Genomic DNA, 22,535 nt, shown 5'->3' on the forward strand with positions numbered 1-22,535 from the left:
TGATTTGTTTTTAGAGAAGAGACTTACCCTTCCATATAGTCTTTCAAAGCTGGCCCTGTTAGTCCGGCATTGAGGGCGATGAGGAGTTTCAAGCGGGCTTTTTGGGCGTTGAGTTCTTTAACAAAGAAGACACCAGATTTTTGCAACTGCACGCCCCCACCTTGGTAGGCATAAACAGGCTCGGCAATACCGTTAAAGCATCGTGAAACCAGGGCGACTGGTATTCCTTTTTGCAGAAGGGTTTCTAATTTTTGAGCCGTTTCTTTTGGAATATTACCAGCTCCGAAGGCTTGGATAATCAAACCGTCCAATTGTTCCAAATCCAGCATATCAATCAGCTCATCTGTCATACCAGCATAAGCAGAGATGATAGGGACTAATCCTTGTATGTGATCAAGGTCAAAGCGGACACGAGGTTCAGCTGTTTTAAAGTAGAGGATTTCCTGTTTCATAATCAGACCAAGTGGCCCGTGTGTTGGAGTCTGGAAGGTGCTGACGTTGGTTGTATGCGTTTTGGTAACATACTTGGCAGCGTGGATTTCATCGTTCATAACGACCAAAACTCCTTTGTCAGCAGCCCTGTCATCGCTAGCCACTCGTAAAGCACTCAGATAATTATAGACACCGTCACTACCGAGTTCGTTGGAGCTACGCATGGCCCCTGTTAGAACGATAGGCATATGGGGAACTTCCATGGTATCAAGGAAATAGGCTGTTTCCTCTAAAGTATCGGTCCCGTGTGTGATTACCACTCCATCGTAGTTAGCAGTTTCCTCTTTAATTTTCTGGTAGAGGGCTAGCATATGCTTGGGTTTGATATGGGGGCTTGGCAGGTTAAAAAAGTCTAAGGCGTGGACTTGGATTCCTTCAAGTGGGTTGGACACATGGTTCATGGGATTATCTGAACTCGTCACAACAGCGCCAGAAGCATCGGCCTGCATGGAAATAGTTCCACCCGTATGTAAAACAAGGATTTTCTTAGGCATGATTTACTCACTCTTTCTGAAATGTGGTATAATCATTGTATCACAAAAGGGGAGATTGGGATAGGATGGAAGTCAAAGCTGTTTTTTTTGATATCGATGGAACCTTGGTCAACGATCACAAGAGTGTTTTGAAATCCACTAAGGACGCGATTAAGATTGTCAAAGAACAAGGGGTGCTTGTCGGTGTAGCGACAGGACGAGGACCTTTTTTTGTTAAGGAATTGATGGACGATTTGGATCTGGACTTTGCGGTAACCTACAATGGCCAGTATATCTTTACTAAAGACAGAGTCTTGTTCACGAGCCCAATTTCCAAGTTACATTTGCGCCAGTTAATCAGTTATGCTAAAAAAGAGGGCAAGGAGATTGCTCTAGGGACCAAGGATGCCATGTTGGGTTCCAAAATCATGTCTTTTGGTCTGGGTTCTTTTTCCCAACGAATCAGTCGCTTCGTTCCCTCAGTTTTAACTCGGACAGTGAGTCATTCCTTTAATCGTATGGTCAGCAAGGTTGTTCCCCAAAAGGAAGAAGACCTGCTTGATCTGATGAATCAGCCTATCTACCAAGTTTTGATGCTGATGACGCCAGAAGAATCTGAGAAGGCAGCAGCTGATTTTGAAGACTTGAAATTGACACGTAGCAATCCTTTTGCAGCGGATGTTATCAATCAAGGAAACTCTAAGTTGGAAGGCATACGCCGAGTCGGGAAAGAATATGGTTTTGATCTCAACCAAGTCATGGCCTTTGGTGATTCAGATAACGACCTTGAAATGCTTGCAGGTGTTGGTATGTCGGTCGCTATGGGAAATGGTAGTAGCAGTGTCAAGGAAGTTGCCAAGCACATTACCACTAGCAATCAGCAAGACGGAATCCACAAGGCCCTGGAACATTTTGGTGTTCTAGCTTCAGAAAAAGTCTTTGTCAGCCGTGACTATCATTTCAATAAGGTCAAGACCTTCCACCACATGATGGATGAACGAACCCAAGAAGAACCACGAGCTTGGGATTTAGAAGGTGCAACCCACAGGGCTGGCTTTAAAATAGAAGAATTGGTGGAATTTGTTAGAGCTGCCAGTCCTTCTGAAGAGGACTTTGGTCGAGCTCTATCGCAACTTCATCAAGCTCTTGATAAGGCGGCCGATAAAGTGGCTAAGAAGACGCCTGCTCAGCAAGATTTGATAGGTCAGGTAGATGCCCTGATCGACACGCTTTACTTTACCTACGGTAGTTTTGTCTTGATGGGGGTGGATCCAGAACGTATTTTTGATATTGTCCATCAGGCCAATATGGGGAAAATTTTTCCAGATGGCAAGGCTCACTTTGATCCAGTGACCCATAAAATCTTAAAACCAGATGATTGGGAAGAAAAATATGCTCCAGAACCTGCTATTAAAAAGGAACTGCAGCGCCAGCTCAAGGCTTATGAGCGTCATAAAGAGAGAAATAATACTCAATGAAAATCAAAGAGCAAATTAGGAAACTAGCCGCAGGCTGCTCAAAACACTGTTTTGAGGTTGTAGATAGAACTGACGAAGTCAGTAACATATATATACGGCAAGGCGACGTTGACGTGGTTTGAATTTGATTTTCGAAGAGTATAAATAGTAAACAAAAAGGAGCGCTGAGCTCCTTTTCTTTGTGATTATAAGGTTTTTTCTTGTTCTCTCACAACCAGCAAATCAACCTTAGCATGGCGGAGAATGTATTCAGATGAAGAGCCGACCAAGAGGCGTTCAAAGGCGTTGAGACCAGTTGCGCCAACGAGGATGAGGTCCACTTCCTCAGCATCGGGAATAGTACGTGCTAGTAGGGTCTTTGGATTTCCCATTTCAACGACGATATGAACATCTGCCACACCAGCATCCCTTGCACGTTTTTCGTACTCTTTCATCAGACTTTCAGCGTCGACTTGGAGTTCTTCGTAAACTTCAGCATCAAAGGTGGATACGCTTTGGAGTGCGCGTGTGTCAATGACATGTGCGATGGTGAGTTTAGCGTCGTTTCGTAGAGCAGAATGAACTCCCTTGACAAAAGCCAAGTCCGCTTCCTTAGAACCATCGATTGCGACCATAATATTTTGGTAACGTTGTGCCATAATGAAACCTCCTGAAATTTTCTTACTATAATTGTAAACCTTTTCACTATAGAAGTAAAGCAAAAAAAGTATTTTTCAAAAGAATGTTAGCGATTAAAATCTATATAAATATATGATAAAATAAAAGAAAGGATAGCAGGAAAGAAGTGAAGGGAGGGAGAATGATGAAAAACGCTTTTCAAGAAACAAAAAAATCAAATTTCCTTTATTATGGAATCATCCTAGTTTCAGTCTTGCTAGAAGTTATCATGATCTGGCAATTAGAGAAGCTAATTCCGCTTCTCTATCCAGGTTTTGTTGGCTTTTTAGTCTTTCATTTACTCTACCATTTGGTATTATTCCTAGTTGCAAAACGAAGTGGGCGTTGGGATTACTTGATGATATGGGGACTTTTCCTCATGTTCAATCTTCTTTATGACTCCTTTTTAGGATTGCTTTTTCTAGGTTTATCTTTTGGTATGTGATGTGACTTTCGCAAAATACCTGCTATCTCCCCTGTCTTGGCCTCGCTTTTAGCGAGGTTTTTCTTCTATCTTAATCTAGTAAAACTCAATGAAAATCAAAGAGCAAACTAGGAAACTAGCCGCAGGCTGTACTTGAGTACGGCAAGGCGACGTTGACGTGGTTTGAATTTGATTTTCGAAGAGTATAACACATTTCAGTAAACTTGTCGCATTCTCTTTCTAGTGGTATAATGTTACTATCCTGATGAATTGAGGAAACAAGATGAAAGAATATAACAAGTCTAGTAAGTTAGAGCATGTTGCTTATGATATCCGTGGTCCTGTTTTGGAAGAAGCCATGCGAATGCGAGCAAATGGAGAAAAGATTTTACGTCTGAATACAGGAAATCCAGCAGAATTTGGTTTTACAGCGCCAGACGAGGTCATTCATGACTTGATTATGAATGCGCGTGATAGTGAAGGTTACTCTGACTCCAAAGGGATTTTCTCAGCCCGTAAGGCTATCATGCAGTATTGTCAATTGAAGAAATTTCCAAATGTAGATATTGATGATATCTACCTTGGAAATGGTGTTAGTGAATTGATTGTCATGTCTATGCAGGGGCTTTTGGACAACGGGGATGAAGTCTTAGTGCCAATGCCAGACTATCCTCTCTGGACAGCAGCTGTCAGCCTAGCTGGGGGAAATGCCGTTCACTATATCTGTGATGAAGCTGCAGAATGGTATCCAGATATTGACGATATCAAGTCAAAAATCACTTCCAATACCAAGGCGATCATCCTTATCAATCCAAATAATCCAACTGGAGCCCTTTATCCTAAGGAACTCTTGTTGGAGATTATTGAGATTGCCCGTCAAAACGATTTGATTATCTTTGCGGATGAAATTTACGACCGCATGGTCATGGATGGACATGTGCATACGCCTGTGGCAAGCTTGGCACCAGATGTTTTCTGTGTCAGCATGAATGGTCTGTCAAAATCTCACCGTATCGCTGGTTTTCGTGTAGGTTGGATGGTCTTATCTGGACCTAAGACACACGTCAAGGGCTATATTGAAGGTCTCAATATGCTGTCCAATATGCGTCTTTGCTCTAACGTTTTGGCCCAACAAGTCGTACAAACTTCCTTGGGTGGTCACCAGTCAGTCGATGAATTGCTTCTTCCTGGTGGACGAATCTATGAGCAAAGAAACTTCATCTACAATGCTATTCAAGATATTCCAGGCTTGTCTGCCGTTAAACCCAAGGCGGGACTCTATATCTTCCCGAAAATCGACCGCAACATGTACCGTATCGATGATGATGAGCAGTTTGTCCTTGATTTCTTGAAGCAGGAAAAGGTTCTATTAGTTCATGGTCGAGGCTTCAACTGGCAGGAACCAGACCACTTCCGTATCGTTTATCTTCCGCGTGTTGATGAACTAGCCCAAATCCAAGAAAAGATGACTCGTTTCTTGAAACAGTATCGTAGATAGGGCTTACATTAGAAAAAGCTGGAAACATTTGCCTAGAGCTATTGACAAAAGTGAAAGAATCAGATAGAATAGTAAAGTATGTTTAGTAACTGATCACTTTATAGCCGGCTAAACGAATACAAAATCTATGAGGAGGTATTCATCGTGAAACGTACTTATCAACCAAGTAAACTTCGTCGTGCGCGCAAACACGGATTCCGTAACCGTATGTCAACTAAAAACGGTCGTCGCGTATTGGCAGCTCGTCGTCGTAAAGGACGCAAAGTTTTGGCTGCATAATCCAAACGAACTATATCAAAAATCAGTAGGAACTCGAGTCTACTGATTTTTATTTTTGTAAAAAAGTACAAAAGGCTTTATATTTTTGCTCAAATGGTGTATAATATTTCACATACTGTAAAAAATGGAGAATAATCATGAAGAAATCAAAAGTTATGCTTTTTGGAGCTATGGCTTTGACAGCAGGTCTAGCTTTAGCAGCGTGTGGGTCATCTCAATCAAGTAATGCAGATAAGACTTACTCTTATATCTTTGTCAATAACCCAGATACCTTGGATTATATTACTTCTACTCGAGACTCTACATCTAGTATCACAGCCAACTTGATTGATGGCTTGTTGGAAAATGACCAGTATGGCAATCTCATCCCCTCTATGGCTGAGTCATGGACGGTGTCAAAAGATGGTTTGACTTACACTTATAAAATCCGTCAGGGGGCTAAATGGTATACTTCTGAAGGAGAAGAGTATGCGGATGTAACAGCTCATGACTTTGTGACTGGTCTCAAGTATGCGGCTGATAAAAAGGCTGAAAACTTGTACTTGGTACAAGACTCCATCAAGGGTCTAGCAGACTATGTTGAAGGAAAATCATCTGATTTTGGAACTGTTGGTGTGAAGGCTGTGGATGATTACACACTACAATACACCCTCAACCAACCTGAAACTTATTGGAACTCTAAAACAACAGCAAGTATTCTTAGTCCTGTAAATGAAGCCTTCTTGAAGTCTAAGGGAGATGACTTTGGAAGTGTGACACCATCAAGTATCTTGTCAAATGGTCCTTACTTGTTTAAGTCCTTCACCTCAAAATCTTTGATTGAATTTGATAAAAACCCTAATTACTGGGATAAGGATAATGTTAAAATCGAGAAAGTGAAACTCTCATTCTTTGATGGATCTGATCAAGACAGCATTGCTAGAGGCTTCTTGGATGGTAACTATACAGACGGCCGTATTTTCCCAACAAGTTCAGTCTTTGCTGAACTCAAGAAGGGAAATGAGGACAAGATTACCTATACACCGCAAAACTCAGTTACTTTCTATTATCTTTTCAACGTCAATCGTCAAAGTTACAAGCAGACTATGAAACAGTCTGATAAGGAAAAAACAGATTCACGCGCAGCTATGCAGAATAAGGATTTCCGTCAGGCTATCAACTTTGCCTTTGACCGTCATGCTTATGCAGCACAGACAAATGGTGAAGATGGAGCAGACCGTATCTTGCGTAACACGGTTACACCAAGTAACTTTGTCCAAGTTGGCGATAAGAACTTTGGTGATATTGTCAATGAAAAAATTGTCAACTATGGTAAAGATTGGGCCAATATCAACCTAAACGATGGTAAGCAAGCATTCTTGAATCCTGAAAAGGCCAAAGAGAAGTTTGCTAAGGCCAAAGAAAGTCTGCAAGCTCAGGGAGTAACTTTCCCAATTCATTTGGATATGCCAGTTGACCAGACTGCTAAGTTAGATGTACAACAGGCCGGTTCTTTCAAACAAACAGTAGAAGAAACCCTTGGTAAGGAGAATGTGGTCATCGATGTTATCCAACTATCTCCAGATGAAAAAGACCAAGCAACCTACTTTGCAGATACAGCAGAGCAAAAAGACTACGATATTGACATTTCAGGATGGGGTGGAGATTATTCAGATCCTAAGACGTACCTAGATATCCTTGATCCAGAGAAAGGTTCTCAGTTGAAAAACATGGGCTTGTCTGAAGGAAAAGACAAAGAAGTCAAGGACAAGATTGATCTTGCTGACTACAAGAAACTCTTGGATCAGGCAGACGCAGAAATCACAGATACTCAAGCCCGCTATGAAAAATATGCTGAAGCCCAAGCTTGGTTGACAGATAGCGCCTTGTTCCTACCAGTTCAAAGTGGTGGAGCCAACCCAATCTTCCGTAAGACTGTACCGTTTACAGGCCCATTCTCATTCGTTGGTCATAAAGGAAATGCGGACAACTACAAATATGTTGAATTACAAAAAGAGCCAGTAACTGCTAAACAGTACCAAGAACTCTACGAAAAATGGCTAAAAGAAAAAGCTGAGTCAAATAAAAAAGCTCAGGAAGATTTAGCTAACCACATTCAATGATATTCCTAGTCATGCTTTTCAGTTAATACTCTTCGAAAATCTCTTCAAACCACGTCAGCGTTGCCTTACCGTATATATGTTACTGACTTCGTCAGTTCTATCTGCAACCTCAAAACAGTGTTTTGAGCTGACTTCGTCAGTTTCATCTACGACCTCAAAGCAGTGCTTTGAGCAGCCTGCGGCTAGCTTTCTAGTTTGCTCTTTGATTTTCATTGAGTATAAGCATAGTGACTGGATTCAGAAAAAAGGTCCTACCAGATGCTTCTTGGTTCTGGTAGGGCCTTTTCTTTATTCTTTTAAGTGATAAGAGTAGCTAGCGACAACGACGTCTTGGTGCCAACGAAGGGCGTATTTGAGTTTGAGGCTCATTTGATTGTGCAGGATATTTTGCCAAGGTTTATTAGGGATAAACTGGGGGACGAGGACAGTGACTGTATAGTTCTTTTTCTGAGCTTCCTCGGAAATTCGTTTGACATACTTGACAGTAGGGGTGATGATGTCGCGGTAGCTGATCTTGATATTTTTTAGAGTAATGGTTGGGAAGTAATCGGCAAATTCTTGAAGAATCTCTTGGTCTTTTTCTGCTGTTTCTTTGGTAGAAATATGCATGGCTAGGACTTCGTCACCGATACTTTGAGCGTAGTTAATGGCTCCGACGCTGACTCGGGTGACATTTCCTACTAGGACGAGGACAAGATTGCCATCGTAGGTACGTTTTTCGATTCCTTCATAGAGTCGCAGTTGTTGGGCCACTTTTTGGTAATGACTGTGAATCGCCAAGAAGAGTAGAGTGAGTACGAGAATAATCGGGAAGAAAGGCCAGATATCACTGAGACGGAAAAAGAGCAAGATTAGCACAATCGCGTAGCAAATGATAGCTCCAAGGATATTAGCAAGAGCAGGTTTTAAGAAATTTGCCCCCTTTTCTTTTTTCCAATGGCGAATCATCCCAGTCTGAGAAAGGGCAAAGGGAACGAAGACCCCGATAGTATAAAGAGGAATCAAACGTTCGGTATTGCCATTAAAAATGAGAAGAAGAATCATAGCCCCAAAGGCCAGAGTTAAAATTCCATTAGAGTAGCCTAGGCGGTCTCCTTTTTCCATAAAGAGGTGGGGCATGTATTTGTTTTTAGCCATATTGTAGGCCAGCATAGGGAAGGCTGAAAAGCCAGTATTTGCAGCTACGGCTAAAATCAAGGCTGTGGAGAATTGGAAGGTATAATAGCCAAGGTGACCTAAGAAGGAATTGCCAAGGATGGCTTGAGCCATCTGTGAAAGAATAGTTTCTCCGTGTTGAGGCATAATCCCCATCCAGTAGTTTAGGAAGGTGATACCAGCAAAAAGAAAACCTAAAATCAAGGCCATGATGGTCAAGGTCTGAGCAGCATTCTTTTCTTTCGGAGTCTTGAAAAAGGGAACGGCATTTGAAATAGCTTCAACTCCTGTCAGAGAGGCAGAACCACTGGTAAAGGCTCTTAGAATGAGAACGATAGACAGACTCGGTACAGCATGCCCGATAGGAGAAGTTGCCTGATAGCTGAGAGAACCAGTTACTAGTTGAAAGATTCCATAGAGCAAGAGAAAGACAGTACTGATGATAAAGAGATAGACAGGAATCATCAGTGAACTGGCAGATTCTTTTAAGCCCCGTAAATTCAAGAGCATAAGCAAACAAACTAGAAAAATGGAAATGTGGAGGTTGTAAGGGTGGAGAGCAGGGAGAGCTGCTGTGATAGCATCGGCTCCAGATGACACCGATACCGCCACAGTCAGCATGTAGTCAACCAGCAGACTACCTCCAGCAATTAAGCCAAGTTCGGGAGATAGATTTTCTCGAGTAACCATATAGGCCCCTCCTCCTTGAGGGTAGGCATGGATGATTTGACGGTAGGAGACGGTCAGGCTAGCTAGGAGCAGGAGGACAAAGAGGCCGATAGGAAGGCTCCACCATATAGCAAGTGGAGAGAGACTAGCCAAGACGAGAACTACTTGCTCAGGTCCATAGGCAATGGAGGACAGAGCGTCGCTTGACAACATGGCTAGTGCCTGCATTTTTCCCAGTAGTCCCCCTTCGCCTTCTGTTAAGGATTTAAGAGGCCGACCGATAAATGTATGTTTTAATTTTGTAAACATGGTCATTTCCTTTTCTGAAAATTTCAATAAGTGCTATTATACTGCTTTGGAAAAATAGCGTCAAGAGACGACGATGGATTTTAGAATATTTTTTACAGATGAGGAGAGAAGGCAGTTTTTTGGTATAATAGAAGATAGAAAACGAGGTTAGAAGAGATGATTTTTGATACACATACACACTTGAATGTAGAAGAATTTGCAGGTCGTGAGGCGGAAGAAATTGCCTTGGCTGCTGAAATGGGTGTGACACAGATGAATATTGTTGGTTTTGATAAACCGACGATTGAGCGTGCTTTGGAGTTGGTAGAAGAGTATGACCAACTCTATGCGACGATTGGTTGGCATCCTACAGAAGCTGGAACTTACTCAGAGGAGATTGAAGCCTACTTGCTTGATAAGCTCAAGCATCCCAAAGTAGTTGCCTTGGGTGAGATTGGTTTGGACTACCATTGGATGACAGCGTCCAAAGAAGTGCAGGAGCAGGTTTTTCGCCGTCAGATTCAGTTATCTAAGGACTTGGATTTACCTTTTGTGGTCCATACCCGTGATGCGCTGGAAGATACCTATGAGATTATTAAGAGCGAGGGCGTTGGTCCTCGTGGTGGTATCATGCATTCTTTCTCAGGAACTCTTGAATGGGCAGAGAAGTTTGTCGAGCTTGGTATGACTATTTCCTTCTCAGGAGTGGTGACTTTTAAGAAGGCAACCGATATTCAAGAGGCGGCTAGAGAACTTCCTTTGGACAAGATTTTGGTAGAGACGGATGCGCCTTATTTGGCTCCTGTTCCTAAACGTGGTCGCGAAAACAAAACAGCCTATACTCGCTATGTAGTAGATTTTATCGCGGATTTGCGTGGCATGACGACAGAAGAGCTAGCGGCGGTAACGACTGCAAATGCAGAGTGCATTTTTGGATTGGAAAACAAGTAATGAAAGAAAAAATTTCCCAAGTCATCGTGGTTGAAGGTCGTGATGACACGGCCAATCTCAAACGTTATTTCAATGTAGAGACCTATGAGACTCGAGGTTCTGCCATCAATGACCAGGATATAGAGCGGATTCAGCGTCTACACCAACGCCATGGAGTCATTGTCTTTACAGACCCAGATTTTAATGGGGAGCGGATTCGTCGCATGATTATGACGGCCATTCCAACAGTTCAGCATGCTTTCCTCAAACGAGATGAAGCTGTTCCCAAGTCCAAGACCAAGGGCCGTTCTCTGGGAATTGAGCATGCCAGCTATGAAGACCTGAAAACGGCTCTAGCTCAGATTACAGAACAATTTGAACATGAGAGTCAGTTTGATATCAGTCGTAGCGACTTGATTCGCCTTGGTTTTCTAGCAGGGGCAGACAGCCGTAAGCGTAGAGAATATCTAGGAGAAGCCCTCCGGATTGGCTATTCCAACGGCAAGCAACTTCTCAAACGCTTAGAGTTGTTTGGGGTCACCTTGGCAGAAGTGGAAGAAGCTATGAAATCTTATGAGAATAGTTAAGCAGACCCCAAATGTAAGGGGAATGTGTTACAATAGTAGTAGCAGATAGTAGTAGCAGATAATAGAAAAGAGAATAGATGAGAATTGCAGATTATAGCGTGACCAAGGCAGTGCTGGAGCGTCACGGTTTTACCTTTAAAAAGTCCTTCGGGCAAAATTTCTTGACGGATACCAATATTCTTCAAAAAATCGTGGATACGGCTGAGATTGATGACCAGGTTAATGTCATCGAAATCGGGCCAGGGATTGGTGCCTTGACGGAGTTTTTGGCTGAGCGTGCAGCTCAAGTCATGGCTTTTGAGATTGACCATCGTTTGGTGCCTATTTTGGCAGATACCTTGCGTGATTTTGACAATGTGACCGTAGTCAACGAGGACATTCTCAAGGTCGATTTGGCGCAGCATATCCAGAATTTTAAAAATCCTGACCTGCCAATTAAGGTAGTAGCCAACTTGCCTTACTACATCACGACGCCTATTCTCATGCACTTGATCGAGAGCGGAATTCCTTTTAGTGAGTTTGTGGTCATGATGCAAAAAGAGGTAGCTGACCGCATTTCCGCTCAACCAAATACCAAGGCATATGGCAGTTTGTCAATCGCGGTGCAGTATTATATGACTGCCAAGGTTGCCTTTATCGTACCTCGTACGGTCTTTGTGCCAGCACCAAACGTGGACTCAGCCATCTTGAAAATGGTGCGCCGTCCAGAGCCAGCTGTAGCAGTGGAAGACGAGAGCTTCTTCTTTAAGATTTCTAAGGCTAGTTTCACCCATCGCCGTAAGACCTTGTGGAATAACCTGACAGGTTACTTTGGCAAGACTGAGGAAGTTAAGGACAAGCTGACCAAGGCTTTGGACCAAGCAGGCTTGTCACCAAGTGTGCGTGGAGAAGCACTCAGCTTGACAGAATTTGCCAGTCTAGCAGACGCGCTTAAAGGGCAAGGACTCTAAGATGCAGGGACAAATTATTAAGGCCTTGGCAGGCTTCTACTATGTAGAGAGTGATGGTCAGATCTATCAAACACGCGCGCGTGGGAATTTCCGTAAAAAAGGCCATACTCCCTACGTTGGGGATTTAGTAGATTTTTCTGCCGAGAAAAATTCAGAAGGCTATATCCTCAAGATTCATGAACGGAAAAACAGTCTGGTCCGTCCGCCTATTGTCAATATTGACCAAGCTGTGGTGATCATGTCTGTCAAGGAACCTGATTTTAACAGCAATTTGCTGGATCGTTTCTTGGTTCTTTTGGAGCACAAGGACATCCATCCCATCGTTTATATTTCTAAAATGGATTTGTTGGAAGATAGAGGAGAACTGGATTTTTATGAACAGACTTATGGTGACATCGGCTATGACTTTGTGACTAGTAAAGAGGAACTCCTGCCTTTATTAACAGGCAAGGTTACGGTCTTTATGGGGCAGACAGGTGTTGGGAAGTCAACACTTCTCAATAAAATCGCACCAGACCTCAATCTTGAAACAGGAGAAATTTCAGACAGTCTGGGTCGCGGGCGCCACACTACTCGAGCTGTTAGTTTTTACAACCTCAATGGGGGTAAAATCGCAGATACACCGGGATTTTCATCATTGGACTATGAAGTGTCAACGGCTGAAGACCTCAATCAGGCCTTCCCAGAGATTGCTAGTGTCAGTCGAGACTGCAAATTCCGCACTTGTACCCATACCCATGAGCCGTCCTGTGCAGTGAAGCCGGCAGTAGAAGAGGGTGCCATTGCCACCTTCCGTTTTGACAACTACCTGCAATTCCTCAGTGAGATTGAAAATCGCAGAGAAACCTATAAAAAAGTCAGCAAAAAAATTCCAAAATAAGGAGAAACCTATGTCTCAATACAAGATTGCTCCGTCAATTCTGGCAGCAGATTATGCCAACTTTGAACGTGAAATCAAACGCCTAGAAGCAACTGGGGCAGAATATGCCCATATCGATATCATGGATGGGCACTTTGTGCCACAAATCAGTTTTGGTGCAGGTGTGGTCGAAGCTCTTCGCCCTCATAGCAAGATGGTCTTTGACTGCCACTTGATGGTAGCTAATCCTGAGCATCATTTAGAAGACTTTGCGCGTGCGGGAGCGGATATCATCAGCATCCATGTGGAAGCAACACCCCATATCCACGGAGCCCTCCAAAAGATTCGTTCGCTCGGTGTCAAACCTTCGGTTGTCATTAACCCTGGTACGCCTGTTGAAGCCATTAAGCACGTGCTTCACCTAGTTGACCAAGTCTTAGTCATGACGGTAAATCCTGGATTTGGCGGACAAGCATTTCTACCTGAAACTATGGATAAGGTTCGTGAGTTGGTTGCCCTTCGTGAGGAAAAAGGTTTGAACTTTGAAATCGAAGTCGATGGTGGGATTGATGACCAAACTATTGCTCAAGCCAAAGAAGCTGGTGCGACTGTTTTTGTAGCAGGTTCCTATGTCTTTAAGGGAGATGTCAATGAGCGAGTACAAACTCTCAGAAAACAACTGGACTAGAGTTGCCGTTTTTGCAGGCGGAGACCGCGGTCACTACCGGACGGATTTTGATTGCTTTGTCGGTGTGGATCGAGGCTCAATCTGGGTCTTGGAAGAAGATCTGCCTCTCGCTCTAGCAGTTGGGGATTTTGATTCGGTGACTGTAGAAGAGTGTCAGGTAATTCAAAAAAATGCCCAGCACTTTGTCCAAGCCCATCCGGAAAAAGATGATACAGATCTGGAATTGGCTCTCTTAACCATCTTTGAGCAAAATCCTCAGGCTCAGGTCACTATTTTCGGTGCTCTTGGTGGTCGTATTGACCATATGCTGGCCAATGTCTTTCTGCCTAGCAATCCCAAGTTGGCACCCTTTATGCGTCAGATAGCGATTGAGGATGGGCAAAACTTGATTGCCTATTGTCCAGAAGGGATCAATCAGCTTGAACCACGTTCGGATTACGATTATCTAGCTTTTATGCCAGTTCGGGATAGCCAGCTGACGATTATCGGTGCCAAGTATGAGTTGACAGAGGAAAATTTTTTCTTTAAAAAAGTGTACGCTTCTAACGAATATATAGATAGGGAAGTGTCGGTGACTTGCCCAGATGGCTATGTGGTTGTCTTGCATAGCAAGGACAGGAGGTAGGATGGAAAGTTTACTTGTTCTATTATTAATTGCCAACCTAGCTGGACTTTTTCTCATTTGGCAAAGGCAGGATAAGCAGGCAAAACATCTAAGCAAGAGCTTGGAGGATCAGGCAGATCATTTGTCAGACCAGTTGGATTACCGCTTTGAACAAGCCAGACAAGCCAGCCAGCTGGACCAAAAAGATTTGGAAGTGGCTGTCAGCGACCGTTTGCAAGAAGTGAGAATAGAATTGCACCAAGGCCTGACTCAAGTTCGTCAAGAAATGACAGATAATCTCCTCCAAACTAGAGACAAGACTGACCAACGCCTTCAAGCCTTGCAGGAATCAAATGAGCAACGCTTGGAACAAATGCGCCAAACGGTCGAGGAAAAGTTAGAAAAGACCTTGCAGACACGCTTGCAGGCTTCCTTTGAGACAGTTTCTAAGCAACTGGAGTCGGTAAATCGTGGTCTGGGAGAAATGCAGACAGTTGCGCGTGATGTCGGGGCCCTCAACAAGGTTCTCTCTGGAACCAAGACGCGAGGGATTTTGGGTGAATTGCAACTGGGACAAATCATCGAAGACATCATGACACCTGCCCAGTACGAACGAGAATACGCAACGGTTGAAAACTCTAGTGAACGAGTGGAGTATGCCATCAAGTTGCCTGGACAGGGTGACCAGGAATATGTCTACTTACCGATTGACTCCAAGTTTCCACTGGCAGATTATTACCGCTTAGAAGAAGCCTATGAAGCGGGTGACAAGGACGAGATCGAACGCTGTCGTAAGTCGCTCCTAGCCAGCGTCAAACGCTTTGCCAAGGATATCAAGAGCAAGTACATAGCACCGCCTCGGACTACCAATTTTGGAGTTTTGTTTGTTCCGACAGAAGGTCTCTACTCAGAAATCGTCCGCAATCCGGTCTTCTTTGATGACTTGAGACGGGAAGAGCAGATTATTGTCGCAGGTCCAAGTACCCTATCAGCTCTTCTCAATTCCCTATCAGTTGGTTTCAAAACCCTTAATATCCAAAAGAGTGCTGACCATATTAGTAAGACTCTTGCTAGTGTTAAGACCGAGTTTGGCAAGTTTGGTGGCATTCTGGTCAAGGCACAAAAACACCTCCAACATGCCTCTGGCAATATTGATGAACTATTAAACCGTCGTACCACAGCTATCGAGCGGACGCTCCGTCACATTGAGTTGTCAGAAGGTGAGCCTGCGCTTGATCTACTCCATTTCCAAGAAGATGAGGAAGAATATGAAGATTAGTCACATGAAAAAAGATGAGCTATTTGAAGGCTTTTACCTAATCAAGTCAGCTGACCTGAGGCAAACTCGAGCTGGGAAAAATTACCTAGCTTTTACCTTTCAAGATGATAGTGGCGAGATTGAAGGGAAACTCTGGGATGCCCAACCTCATAACGTTGAGGCCTTTACCGCAGGTAAGGTTGTCCACATGAAAGGACGCCGAGAAGTTTATAACAATACCCCTCAAGTCAATCAAATTACCCTCCGCCTGCCTCAGCCTGGTGAACCCAATGATCCAGCTGATTTCAAGGTCAAGTCGCCAGTTGATGTCAAGGAAATCCGTGACTATATGTCGCAAATGATTTTTAAAATTGAAAATCCTGTCTGGCAACGGATTGTCCGAAATCTCTACACCAAGTATGATAAGGAATTTTACTCCTATCCAGCAGCCAAGACCAACCACCATGCCTTTGAAACGGGTTTGGCTTTCCACACTGCAACCATGGTGCGTTTGGCAGATGCTATTAGCGAAGTTTATCCTCAGCTCAATAAGAGCCTGCTCTATGCGGGGATTATGCTGCATGACTTGGCTAAGGTCATTGAGTTGACGGGACCAGACCAGACCGAGTATACAGTGCGAGGCAATCTCCTTGGGCATATTGCTTTGATTGATAGCGAAATTACTAAAACAGTTATGGAACTCGGTATCGATGATACCAAGGAAGAAGTCGTTCTGCTTCGTCACGTCATCCTTAGTCACCACGGCTTGCTTGAGTATGGAAGTCCAGTCCGTCCACGCATTATGGAAGCAGAGATTATCCATATGATTGACAATCTGGATGCAAGCATGATGATGATGTCAACTGCTCTTGCTTTGGTGGATAAAGGAGAGATGACCAATAAAATCTTCGCAATGGACAATCGTTCCTTCTATAAACCAGATTTAGATTAATAATTTAAGAAAAATGAGCATTTTTAGGATAAGAATGTTCGTTTTTTTATGTGAATATGGTATAATAGATAAAATATCAAAATTAAATGAAGTGGGAAATAGAAATGAAATTAAGAAGAAGTGATCGGATGGTTGTCATTTCCAACTATTTGATTAATAATCCTTATAAACTAACTAGTCTCAATACTTTTGCTGAAAAGTATGAATCTGCTAAATCATCCATCTCAGAGGATATCGTGATTATCAAACGCGCCTTTGAGGAAATTGAAATCGGTCATATCCAGACAGTAACTGGTGCTGGTGGTGGTGTCATTTTCACACCATCAATCTCAAGCCATGATGCCAAGGAAATGGTTGAGGACTTGCGTGCCAAGTTGTCAGAAAGTGACCGTATCTTGCCAGGTGGCTATATCTACCTGTCTGATTTGCTTAGCACACCAGCTATCTTGAAAAATATTGGTCGCATTATTGCCAAGAGCTTTATGGACCAAAAAATTGATGCGGTTATGACAGTAGCGACTAAGGGTGTTCCACTTGCAAATGCAGTTGCCAATGTCCTCAATGTTCCTTTTGTTATTGTGCGCCGTGACCTGAAAATTACCGAAGGTTCAACTGTCAGCGTCAACTATGTATCCGGTTCAAGTGGTGACCGCATTGAGAAAATGTTTCTATCAAAACGTAGTCTCAAGGCAGGCAGCCGTGTCTTGATTGTGGATGACTTCTTGAAAGGTGGCGGAACTGTCAATGGGATGATCAGCCTCTTGCGTGAGTTTGATTCAGAATTGGCAGGTGTAGCGGTCTTTGCGGATAATGCCCAAGAAGAACGTGAAAAGCAGTTTGACTACAAGTCACTCTTGAAAGTAACCAATATTGATGTCAAGAACCAAACTATCGATGTTGAGGTTGGCAATATCTTTGACGAAGATAAATAAGAGATAAAACTAAAGGTTGGAACGATTGTCCCAGCCTTTCTTTGCAAATAGAATAGAAGGAAACTTATGAAAACACCATTTATTAATAAAGAAGACTTAGAAGCGATTGTTGCCGAGTTCCCGACTCCCTTTCACTTGTATGATGAGAAGGGAATTCGTGAGAAGGCAAGAGCCGTCAACCAAGCCTTTTCGTGGAACAAGGGCTTTAAGGAATATTTTGCAGTTAAGGCTACTCCAACCCCAGTTATTTTGAAAATTCTCCAAGAGGAAGGTTGTGGCGTGGACTGCTCTAGTTATGTAGAGCTCTTGATGAGCCATAAACTGGACTTTCCAGGTTCTGAGATTATGTTCTCTTCTAACAATACGCCAGACAAGGAATATGCCTATGCGCGTGAATTAGGTGCGACCATTAACTTGGATGCTTTTGAAGATATTGAACATCTAGAGCGAGCGGCAGGCATTCCAGAAATCATCTCTTGTCGTTACAATCCTGGCGGTATTTTTGAACTGGGGACCGACATTATGGACAATCCTGGAGAAGCCAAGTTTGGGATGACTAAGGACCAGCTTTTTGAAGCCTTTGCGATTTTGAAGGAAAAAGGAGCTAAGACCTTTGGGATTCACTCCTTCCTAGCATCCAATACAGTGACCCATCTCTATTATCCAGAGTTGGCTCGTCAGCTCTTTGAATTGGCTGTTGAAATCAAGGAAAAGTTGGGTATTTCGCTAGACTTTATCAATCTTTCTGGCGGTATTGGTGTCAATTATCGTCCAGACCAGGAGCCGAACGATATCGCCTTGATTGGTGAGGGAGTTCGTAAGGTGTATGAAGAGGTCCTTACGCCAGCAGGTCTTGGTCAGGTTAAGATTTTTACCGAATTGGGTCGCTTTATGTTAGCACCTCACGGTGCTTTGGTCACAAGAGTTACTCATAAGAAGAAAACCTACCGTACCTATCTAGGTGTGGATGCATCAGCAGTCAACCTTATGCGTCCAGCTATGTATGGAGCCTACCATCATATTACTAACGTGACCCATCCAGATGGGCCAGCTGAAGTGGTAGATGTGGTTGGTTCACTCTGTGAAAACAATGATAAATTTGCAGTGAATCGCGAACTGCCTCATACAGAAATCGGTGATTTGCTGGTAATTCATGATACAGGTGCCCACGGATTTTCAATGGGCTACCAGTACAATGCCAAACTTCGTTCTGCGGAAATCCTCTATACCGAAGAAGGCAAAGCCCGTCAAATCCGCCGTGCAGAGCGCCCTGAGGACTATTTTGCAACCTTGTATGGTTTTGATTTTGAAGAATAAAATGATAATTAATTGAAAATGAAATTGAAAAACAGATTGCTTTCTAAAAAATAGGCAAAAATCTTGTTTTTCTTTCAAGTCATGATATAATAAAACTATAAAACGTTTTCAAGGAAGGTAACGATATGTCTGAAGAAACAATTGATTATGGACAAGTGACAGGAATGGTGCATTCGACAGAAAGCTTTGGGTCAGTAGATGGGCCTGGTATTCGCTTTATTGTCTTTTTGCAGGGCTGTCACATGCGTTGCCAGTATTGCCACAACCCTGACACTTGGGCTATGGAGTCCAATAAGTCACGTGAACGGACGGTAGATGATGTCTTGACTGAAGCCTTGCGTTACCGCGGTTTCTGGGGGAATAAGGGTGGGATTACAGTCAGTGGAGGAGAAGCCCTCTTGCAGATTGATTTCTTGATTGCCCTCTTTACCAAGGCCAAAGAACACGGAATCCACTGTACCTTGGATACCTGTGCACTGCCTTTCCGTAATAAACCACGTTACCTTGAGAAGTTTGACAAACTCATGGCTGTTACTGACTTAGTTCTCTTGGATATCAAGGAAATCAACGAAGAACAGCACAAGATTGTCACTAGCCAAACCAATAAAAATATCTTGGCTTGTGCCCAGTATCTATCAGATATTGGAAAACCTGTCTGGATTCGCCACGTGCTAGTTCCAGGATTGACAGATAGAGATGATGACTTGATTGAACTTGGGAAGTTCGTCAAGACCCTCAAAAATGTGGATAAGTTTGAAATTCTACCTTATCACACTATGGGTGAGTTCAAATGGCGTGAATTGGGAATTCCATATTCCCTCGAAGGGGTTAAACCACCAACAGCAGATCGCGTCAAGAACGCTAAGAAACTCATGGATACCGAAAGTTACCAAGACTATATGAAACGTGTACATGGATAAAAAAGAAGCCTGATGGAAACATCGGGCTTTTGATACTCAATGAAAATCAAAGAGCAAACTAGGAAGCTAGCCGCAGGCTGCTCAAAACATGGTTTTGAGGTTGTGGATAGAACTGACGAAGTCAGTAACATATATACGGCAAGGCGAAGCTGACGTGGTTTGAAGAGATTTTCGAAGAGTATGACTTGCAAAAAAGACTTAGCAAACTAGCTAAGCCTTTTTCTTCTTATCTCGAACGTTGTTTTCCAGCGTTGCGATTTTTGTGTTTTTTCTTGCTTGTGATAGCAGTTGGTTGTTCAGGGGTAACGTCTTTTCGTCCACTTGGTGTAGAGAAAGCACGTGCTTTTGGTGGGTTCTTTGCCAGTTCTTCACGGACTTTTTTGCGAAGTTTTGGACGAACGATATAGTTGACGATAAACTGTTGGAGAATCATCATGAAACCACCGACAACCCAATAAAGTGTGACACTAGCTGGTGAGATGAGGGAGAAGCCGGCAATCATGACTGGGCTCACGTAAGCCATTTTCTTGATTTGATCTCTTTGCGTTTCATCTTCTACTCCGTGAAGTGAAAGGAGTGATTGAAGATAGTAAAGGACACCAGCGCAGGCAGCTAAAATCATACTTGGAGAGCCTAGAGGAATTCCTAGGTAACTTGCTTGAGCAACACCTTCAGTATATTGGGCAGCAAAGTAAATTGCAGAGAAGAAAGGCATTTGAAGGAGGATAGGGAAACATCCTACACCACCAAACATGCTGATACCGTGCTCTTTTTGAGCTGCAAAGAGAGCTTGTTGGGCTTCGAGTTTTTCTTCTTGAGTTGTTGCTTCCTTGAGACGTGTTTGGTGTGGCTCAAGGACGTGCTTGAGGGCGTTCATCTTTTCAGAGTGAAGCGTTGCCTTCCATGATTGGTAGATACCAAGTGGCAAGATAATCAAGCGCACGATAATGGTTACGATGATGATAGCGACACCAAAGCCTAGACCTTGATCGGTAGCGAAGTACTTGATAGCTTCAGCCATAGGCGCTCCGAAAGTATTCCAAATAAATCCTGTTGGCTCTCCTGTTGCTTTATCGACGCTAACACAGCCAGTCAAGACAAGCAACATAGCCACTCCCATAGCCGAGAGTGCAAAACGTTTAATAGATTTCACTGTTTTTATTCCTTCTTAAAAAATTATACCTTTCTATTCTACTGTTTTTTTACAAAATATACAATAGTTCTAGAGACCTAATTTGCGATTTTAAAGTCAGGGTAAGGAGGAAAGTTGCTCAGTTGGACATCTAAGTAGCTGACTTTTGAAAAAGGTGTGGGTCCTTTGCGGATTTCTTGGATAAATTTTGCCATGGTAGCAGATGAGTCTGCTTGGGCTAAAATTTCCACTGTACCGTCGTCATTGTTCCAAACTCGTCCAGTAATACCACCGATTTCAAGCGCCAGGCTGTAAACACCCCAACGAAATCCAACTCCCTGCACTCTACCTTGGGCAATCATTCTAACCTTTTGCATACCAAACCCCTTTGATTGTGTTATAATATTTCTATGACTATTATAACCTCAAAAGCCAATTCTGTGGTAAAAAATGCCAAGAAATTACACCAAAAAAAATACCGCAAGTCTGCCTATTTGATTGAAGGCTGGCACTTGTTTGAAGAAGCTGTCCAAGCTGGAGTGACGATTGAGAAAATCTTTGCCCTAGAAAGTTATCGAGAACAGTTAGCCTCGTTTCCGCAAACTGTCTGGGTTTCAGAGGATATTTTGCTAGATTTGGCGGATTCTCAGACTCCGCAGGGAATCGTCGCGGTGGTTCAAAAAGAAGAAGTAGGACAAGCTGACTTGAGTCAGGGCAAGTTTTTATTTTTGGAAGATGTGCAAGATCCTGGTAATGTGGGAACTATCATTCGGACTGCGGATGCAGCAGGTTTTACAGGAGTAATTGTTTCAGATAAATCGGCAGATATCTACAGTCTCAAGACCTTACGTTCCATGCAAGGCAGTCATTTCCATCTGCCTATTTACCGGATGTCTAGTCAAGCGCTTCTTAAGGAAATCAAAGAGGTTGCTATCCCAGTGCTGGCAACAACCCTATCTAAAGATTCTGTTGATTACAGAGAACTGCCTCCTATAGAAAATTTTGTACTAGTCATGGGAAATGAGGGGCAAGGAATTAGTCCCCTTATGGCTGAAAGTGCAGACCAGTTGGTCCATATTAGCATGAAGGGGAAGGCAGAGAGTTTGAATGTTGCCGTTGCAGCTGGTATTTTAATTTTCCATTTAAGCTAATTTTAACTTTCTTTGTTATAATCAAGGAAAGATGTTCATAGAAAAGGAGAAAAGATGAATCACACTATTATTCACGACCGCGCAGGTCTCAATCAATTTTATGCTAAGGTTTATGCCTTTGTTGGTCTGGGGATCGGACTATCCGCTTTAGTATCAGGTCTTATGTTGACCGTCTTTCAGTCTCAGTTGGTTTACTTTTTGATGCAGGGACGCCTCTGGTTGACCATTGCTACTTTTGCAGAGCTAGCTCTGGTCTTTGTTGCCAGCAGTATGGCTTCGAAGAATAGTCCAGCGGCTCTTCCAGTATTTTTACTTTACTCAGTATTAAACGGCTTTACCCTCAGTTTTGTGGTGGCCTTCTATACTCCAGGTACAGTTTTATCTGCCTTTGTATCAAGCGCCCTTCTCTTCTTTGTCATGGCGGCAGTCGGTATGTTCACCAAGAAAGATTTGAGTGGCCTTGGTCGGGCTATGATGGCGGCTCTTATCGGTTTGTTGATTGCTATGGTAGTCAATATTTTCTTGGCTAGCGGTTTCTTTGATTATATGATTAGCGTAGCCATGGTCTTGGTCTTCTCTGGGCTGATTGCTTGGGACAACCAAAGAATTCGCTATGCATATGAGCAATCACAAGGTCGTGTAGAGACAGGTTGGGTTGTGTCAATGGCTCTCAGTATCTATCTTGATTTTATCAATCTTTTCCTAAGTATTCTACGTATCTTTGGTCGCAATGACTAAAA

23 protein-coding genes are annotated in these 22,535 nt (G+C 43.1%); 18 read left to right on the forward strand and 5 right to left on the reverse strand.

Annotation, left to right across the window (positions count from 1 at the left end):
* Positions 1–23 precede the first annotated feature (23 nt).
* Entirely contained in the window at positions 24–986 is a 963-nt protein-coding gene (locus PAN07_RS10620; RefSeq protein WP_269797919.1) for an asparaginase, read from the reverse strand.
* A gap of 65 nt (positions 987–1,051) precedes the next feature.
* Here PAN07_RS10620 and PAN07_RS10625 point away from each other — a divergent pair, with 65 nt between their 5' ends.
* Positions 1,052–2,443, forward strand: a complete 1,392-nt coding sequence (locus PAN07_RS10625) for a Cof-type HAD-IIB family hydrolase (protein WP_049516517.1) — start codon at positions 1,052–1,054, stop codon at positions 2,441–2,443.
* A 185-nt stretch (positions 2,444–2,628) separates the two neighbouring features.
* Here PAN07_RS10625 and PAN07_RS10630 read toward each other — a convergent pair whose 3' ends face one another.
* Entirely contained in the window at positions 2,629–3,081 is a 453-nt protein-coding gene (locus tag PAN07_RS10630) for a universal stress protein (protein WP_125447690.1), read from the reverse strand.
* A gap of 161 nt (positions 3,082–3,242) precedes the next feature.
* Between PAN07_RS10630 and PAN07_RS10635 the strand changes: the two genes are divergently transcribed.
* The 4 genes from PAN07_RS10635 to PAN07_RS10650 all read left to right on the forward strand — a co-directional run bounded on the left by PAN07_RS10635 (position 3,243) and on the right by PAN07_RS10650 (position 7,403).
* Complete coding sequence (locus PAN07_RS10635; protein ID WP_269797920.1) at positions 3,243–3,545, forward strand: hypothetical protein; 303 nt, start codon at positions 3,243–3,245, stop codon at positions 3,543–3,545.
* Positions 3,546–3,807: 262 nt separating this feature from the next.
* Entirely contained in the window at positions 3,808–5,022 is a 1,215-nt protein-coding gene (locus PAN07_RS10640) for a pyridoxal phosphate-dependent aminotransferase (protein ID WP_033687296.1), read from the forward strand.
* 144 nt (positions 5,023–5,166) lie between these two features.
* Positions 5,167–5,301, forward strand: coding sequence for a 50S ribosomal protein L34 (gene rpmH / locus PAN07_RS10645; protein WP_000831905.1), 135 nt, complete (start codon positions 5,167–5,169; stop codon positions 5,299–5,301).
* A 137-nt stretch (positions 5,302–5,438) separates the two neighbouring features.
* Positions 5,439–7,403: a peptide ABC transporter substrate-binding protein gene (locus tag PAN07_RS10650; protein WP_269797921.1), complete on the forward strand. Its 1,965-nt coding sequence runs from the start codon at positions 5,439–5,441 to the stop codon at positions 7,401–7,403.
* A 288-nt stretch (positions 7,404–7,691) separates the two neighbouring features.
* Here the strand turns inward: PAN07_RS10650 and PAN07_RS10655 are convergent, their stop codons facing one another.
* Positions 7,692–9,536: an APC family permease gene (locus tag PAN07_RS10655; protein WP_269797922.1), complete on the reverse strand. Its 1,845-nt coding sequence runs from the start codon at positions 9,534–9,536 to the stop codon at positions 7,692–7,694.
* A 156-nt stretch (positions 9,537–9,692) separates the two neighbouring features.
* Here PAN07_RS10655 and PAN07_RS10660 point away from each other — a divergent pair, with 156 nt between their 5' ends.
* From PAN07_RS10660 to pflA, 11 genes are all read left to right on the forward strand, one after another.
* Positions 9,693–10,466: a TatD family hydrolase gene (locus PAN07_RS10660; RefSeq protein WP_269797923.1), complete on the forward strand. Its 774-nt coding sequence runs from the start codon at positions 9,693–9,695 to the stop codon at positions 10,464–10,466.
* Positions 10,466–11,032 carry a ribonuclease M5 gene (rnmV, locus tag PAN07_RS10665; RefSeq protein WP_269797924.1) on the forward strand — a complete coding sequence of 189 codons (567 nt, stop codon included), beginning with the start codon at positions 10,466–10,468 and terminating at the stop codon, positions 11,030–11,032. The genes PAN07_RS10660 and rnmV overlap by 1 nt, the downstream gene beginning before the upstream one ends.
* 77 nt (positions 11,033–11,109) lie before the next feature.
* A complete protein-coding gene (rsmA, locus tag PAN07_RS10670) occupies positions 11,110–11,982 on the forward strand; it encodes a 16S rRNA (adenine(1518)-N(6)/adenine(1519)-N(6))-dimethyltransferase RsmA (protein ID WP_269797925.1) in 873 nt (290 codons plus the stop codon).
* Position 11,983: 1 nt separating this feature from the next.
* Complete coding sequence (gene rsgA / locus PAN07_RS10675; protein ID WP_261121210.1) at positions 11,984–12,862, forward strand: ribosome small subunit-dependent GTPase A; 879 nt, start codon at positions 11,984–11,986, stop codon at positions 12,860–12,862.
* 10 nt (positions 12,863–12,872) lie between these two features.
* Complete coding sequence (gene rpe / locus PAN07_RS10680) at positions 12,873–13,529, forward strand: ribulose-phosphate 3-epimerase (RefSeq protein WP_000084990.1); 657 nt, start codon at positions 12,873–12,875, stop codon at positions 13,527–13,529.
* Positions 13,492–14,154 (forward strand): thiamine diphosphokinase, encoded by a 663-nt coding sequence (locus PAN07_RS10685; RefSeq protein ID WP_269797926.1) that lies wholly within the window; start codon positions 13,492–13,494, stop codon positions 14,152–14,154. The genes rpe and PAN07_RS10685 overlap by 38 nt, the downstream gene beginning before the upstream one ends.
* A gap of 1 nt (position 14,155) precedes the next feature.
* Positions 14,156–15,412 carry a DNA recombination protein RmuC gene (locus PAN07_RS10690; protein ID WP_269797927.1) on the forward strand — a complete coding sequence of 419 codons (1,257 nt, stop codon included), beginning with the start codon at positions 14,156–14,158 and terminating at the stop codon, positions 15,410–15,412.
* A complete protein-coding gene (locus PAN07_RS10695; protein WP_020903082.1) occupies positions 15,402–16,343 on the forward strand; it encodes a 3'-5' exoribonuclease YhaM family protein in 942 nt (313 codons plus the stop codon). Before PAN07_RS10690 ends, PAN07_RS10695 begins: the two co-directional genes overlap by 11 nt.
* A gap of 104 nt (positions 16,344–16,447) precedes the next feature.
* Positions 16,448–17,275, forward strand: coding sequence for a pur operon repressor (gene purR / locus PAN07_RS10700; RefSeq protein WP_004255834.1), 828 nt, complete (start codon positions 16,448–16,450; stop codon positions 17,273–17,275).
* Positions 17,276–17,341: 66 nt separating this feature from the next.
* Entirely contained in the window at positions 17,342–18,592 is a 1,251-nt protein-coding gene (locus tag PAN07_RS10705; RefSeq protein WP_269797928.1) for a diaminopimelate decarboxylase, read from the forward strand.
* 125 nt (positions 18,593–18,717) lie between these two features.
* Complete coding sequence (gene pflA / locus PAN07_RS10710; RefSeq protein WP_001288286.1) at positions 18,718–19,512, forward strand: pyruvate formate-lyase-activating protein; 795 nt, start codon at positions 18,718–18,720, stop codon at positions 19,510–19,512.
* A gap of 226 nt (positions 19,513–19,738) precedes the next feature.
* On the opposite strand, the gene yidC is transcribed toward pflA, so the two are convergent.
* Together yidC and PAN07_RS10720 are read right to left on the reverse strand one after the other, a co-directional pair.
* Positions 19,739–20,665 carry a membrane protein insertase YidC gene (gene yidC, locus PAN07_RS10715; protein ID WP_269797929.1) on the reverse strand — a complete coding sequence of 309 codons (927 nt, stop codon included), beginning with the start codon at positions 20,663–20,665 and terminating at the stop codon, positions 19,739–19,741.
* Between the two features lie 77 nt (positions 20,666–20,742).
* Positions 20,743–21,021, reverse strand: a complete 279-nt coding sequence (locus PAN07_RS10720) for an acylphosphatase (RefSeq protein WP_143952514.1) — start codon at positions 21,019–21,021, stop codon at positions 20,743–20,745.
* 33 nt (positions 21,022–21,054) lie between these two features.
* Between PAN07_RS10720 and PAN07_RS10725 the strand changes: the two genes are divergently transcribed.
* Together PAN07_RS10725 and PAN07_RS10730 are read left to right on the forward strand one after the other, a co-directional pair.
* Complete coding sequence (locus tag PAN07_RS10725; RefSeq protein ID WP_269797930.1) at positions 21,055–21,795, forward strand: RNA methyltransferase; 741 nt, start codon at positions 21,055–21,057, stop codon at positions 21,793–21,795.
* A gap of 54 nt (positions 21,796–21,849) precedes the next feature.
* The gene (locus PAN07_RS10730) at positions 21,850–22,533 is read left to right on the forward strand and encodes a Bax inhibitor-1/YccA family protein (protein WP_049510787.1); all 684 of its coding nucleotides are present in this window, start codon (positions 21,850–21,852) and stop codon (positions 22,531–22,533) included.
* Positions 22,534–22,535: the final 2 nt, after the last annotated feature.

This window comes from Streptococcus sp. SM5 (assembly GCF_027497975.1).

What these genes read in the sequence shown, in the direction of transcription:
- PAN07_RS10620 (WP_269797919.1), bottom strand. Translation starts at nt 986, where the DNA reads ATGCCTAAGAAAATCCTTGTTTTACATACGGGTGGAACTATTTCCATG.
- PAN07_RS10625 (WP_049516517.1), top strand. Translation starts at nt 1,052, where the DNA reads ATGGAAGTCAAAGCTGTTTTTTTTGATATCGATGGAACCTTGGTCAAC.
- PAN07_RS10630 (WP_125447690.1), bottom strand. Translation starts at nt 3,081, where the DNA reads ATGGCACAACGTTACCAAAATATTATGGTCGCAATCGATGGTTCTAAG.
- PAN07_RS10635 (WP_269797920.1), top strand. Translation starts at nt 3,243, where the DNA reads ATGATGAAAAACGCTTTTCAAGAAACAAAAAAATCAAATTTCCTTTAT.
- PAN07_RS10640 (WP_033687296.1), top strand. Translation starts at nt 3,808, where the DNA reads ATGAAAGAATATAACAAGTCTAGTAAGTTAGAGCATGTTGCTTATGAT.
- PAN07_RS10650 (WP_269797921.1), top strand. Translation starts at nt 5,439, where the DNA reads ATGAAGAAATCAAAAGTTATGCTTTTTGGAGCTATGGCTTTGACAGCA.
- PAN07_RS10655 (WP_269797922.1), bottom strand. Translation starts at nt 9,536, where the DNA reads ATGTTTACAAAATTAAAACATACATTTATCGGTCGGCCTCTTAAATCC.
- PAN07_RS10660 (WP_269797923.1), top strand. Translation starts at nt 9,693, where the DNA reads ATGATTTTTGATACACATACACACTTGAATGTAGAAGAATTTGCAGGT.
- rnmV (WP_269797924.1), top strand. Translation starts at nt 10,466, where the DNA reads ATGAAAGAAAAAATTTCCCAAGTCATCGTGGTTGAAGGTCGTGATGAC.
- rsmA (WP_269797925.1), top strand. Translation starts at nt 11,110, where the DNA reads ATGAGAATTGCAGATTATAGCGTGACCAAGGCAGTGCTGGAGCGTCAC.
- rsgA (WP_261121210.1), top strand. Translation starts at nt 11,984, where the DNA reads ATGCAGGGACAAATTATTAAGGCCTTGGCAGGCTTCTACTATGTAGAG.
- rpe (WP_000084990.1), top strand. Translation starts at nt 12,873, where the DNA reads ATGTCTCAATACAAGATTGCTCCGTCAATTCTGGCAGCAGATTATGCC.
- PAN07_RS10685 (WP_269797926.1), top strand. Translation starts at nt 13,492, where the DNA reads ATGAGCGAGTACAAACTCTCAGAAAACAACTGGACTAGAGTTGCCGTT.
- PAN07_RS10690 (WP_269797927.1), top strand. Translation starts at nt 14,156, where the DNA reads ATGGAAAGTTTACTTGTTCTATTATTAATTGCCAACCTAGCTGGACTT.
- PAN07_RS10695 (WP_020903082.1), top strand. Translation starts at nt 15,402, where the DNA reads ATGAAGATTAGTCACATGAAAAAAGATGAGCTATTTGAAGGCTTTTAC.
- purR (WP_004255834.1), top strand. Translation starts at nt 16,448, where the DNA reads ATGAAATTAAGAAGAAGTGATCGGATGGTTGTCATTTCCAACTATTTG.
- PAN07_RS10705 (WP_269797928.1), top strand. Translation starts at nt 17,342, where the DNA reads ATGAAAACACCATTTATTAATAAAGAAGACTTAGAAGCGATTGTTGCC.
- pflA (WP_001288286.1), top strand. Translation starts at nt 18,718, where the DNA reads ATGTCTGAAGAAACAATTGATTATGGACAAGTGACAGGAATGGTGCAT.
- PAN07_RS10720 (WP_143952514.1), bottom strand. Translation starts at nt 21,021, where the DNA reads ATGCAAAAGGTTAGAATGATTGCCCAAGGTAGAGTGCAGGGAGTTGGA.
- PAN07_RS10725 (WP_269797930.1), top strand. Translation starts at nt 21,055, where the DNA reads ATGACTATTATAACCTCAAAAGCCAATTCTGTGGTAAAAAATGCCAAG.
- PAN07_RS10730 (WP_049510787.1), top strand. Translation starts at nt 21,850, where the DNA reads ATGAATCACACTATTATTCACGACCGCGCAGGTCTCAATCAATTTTAT.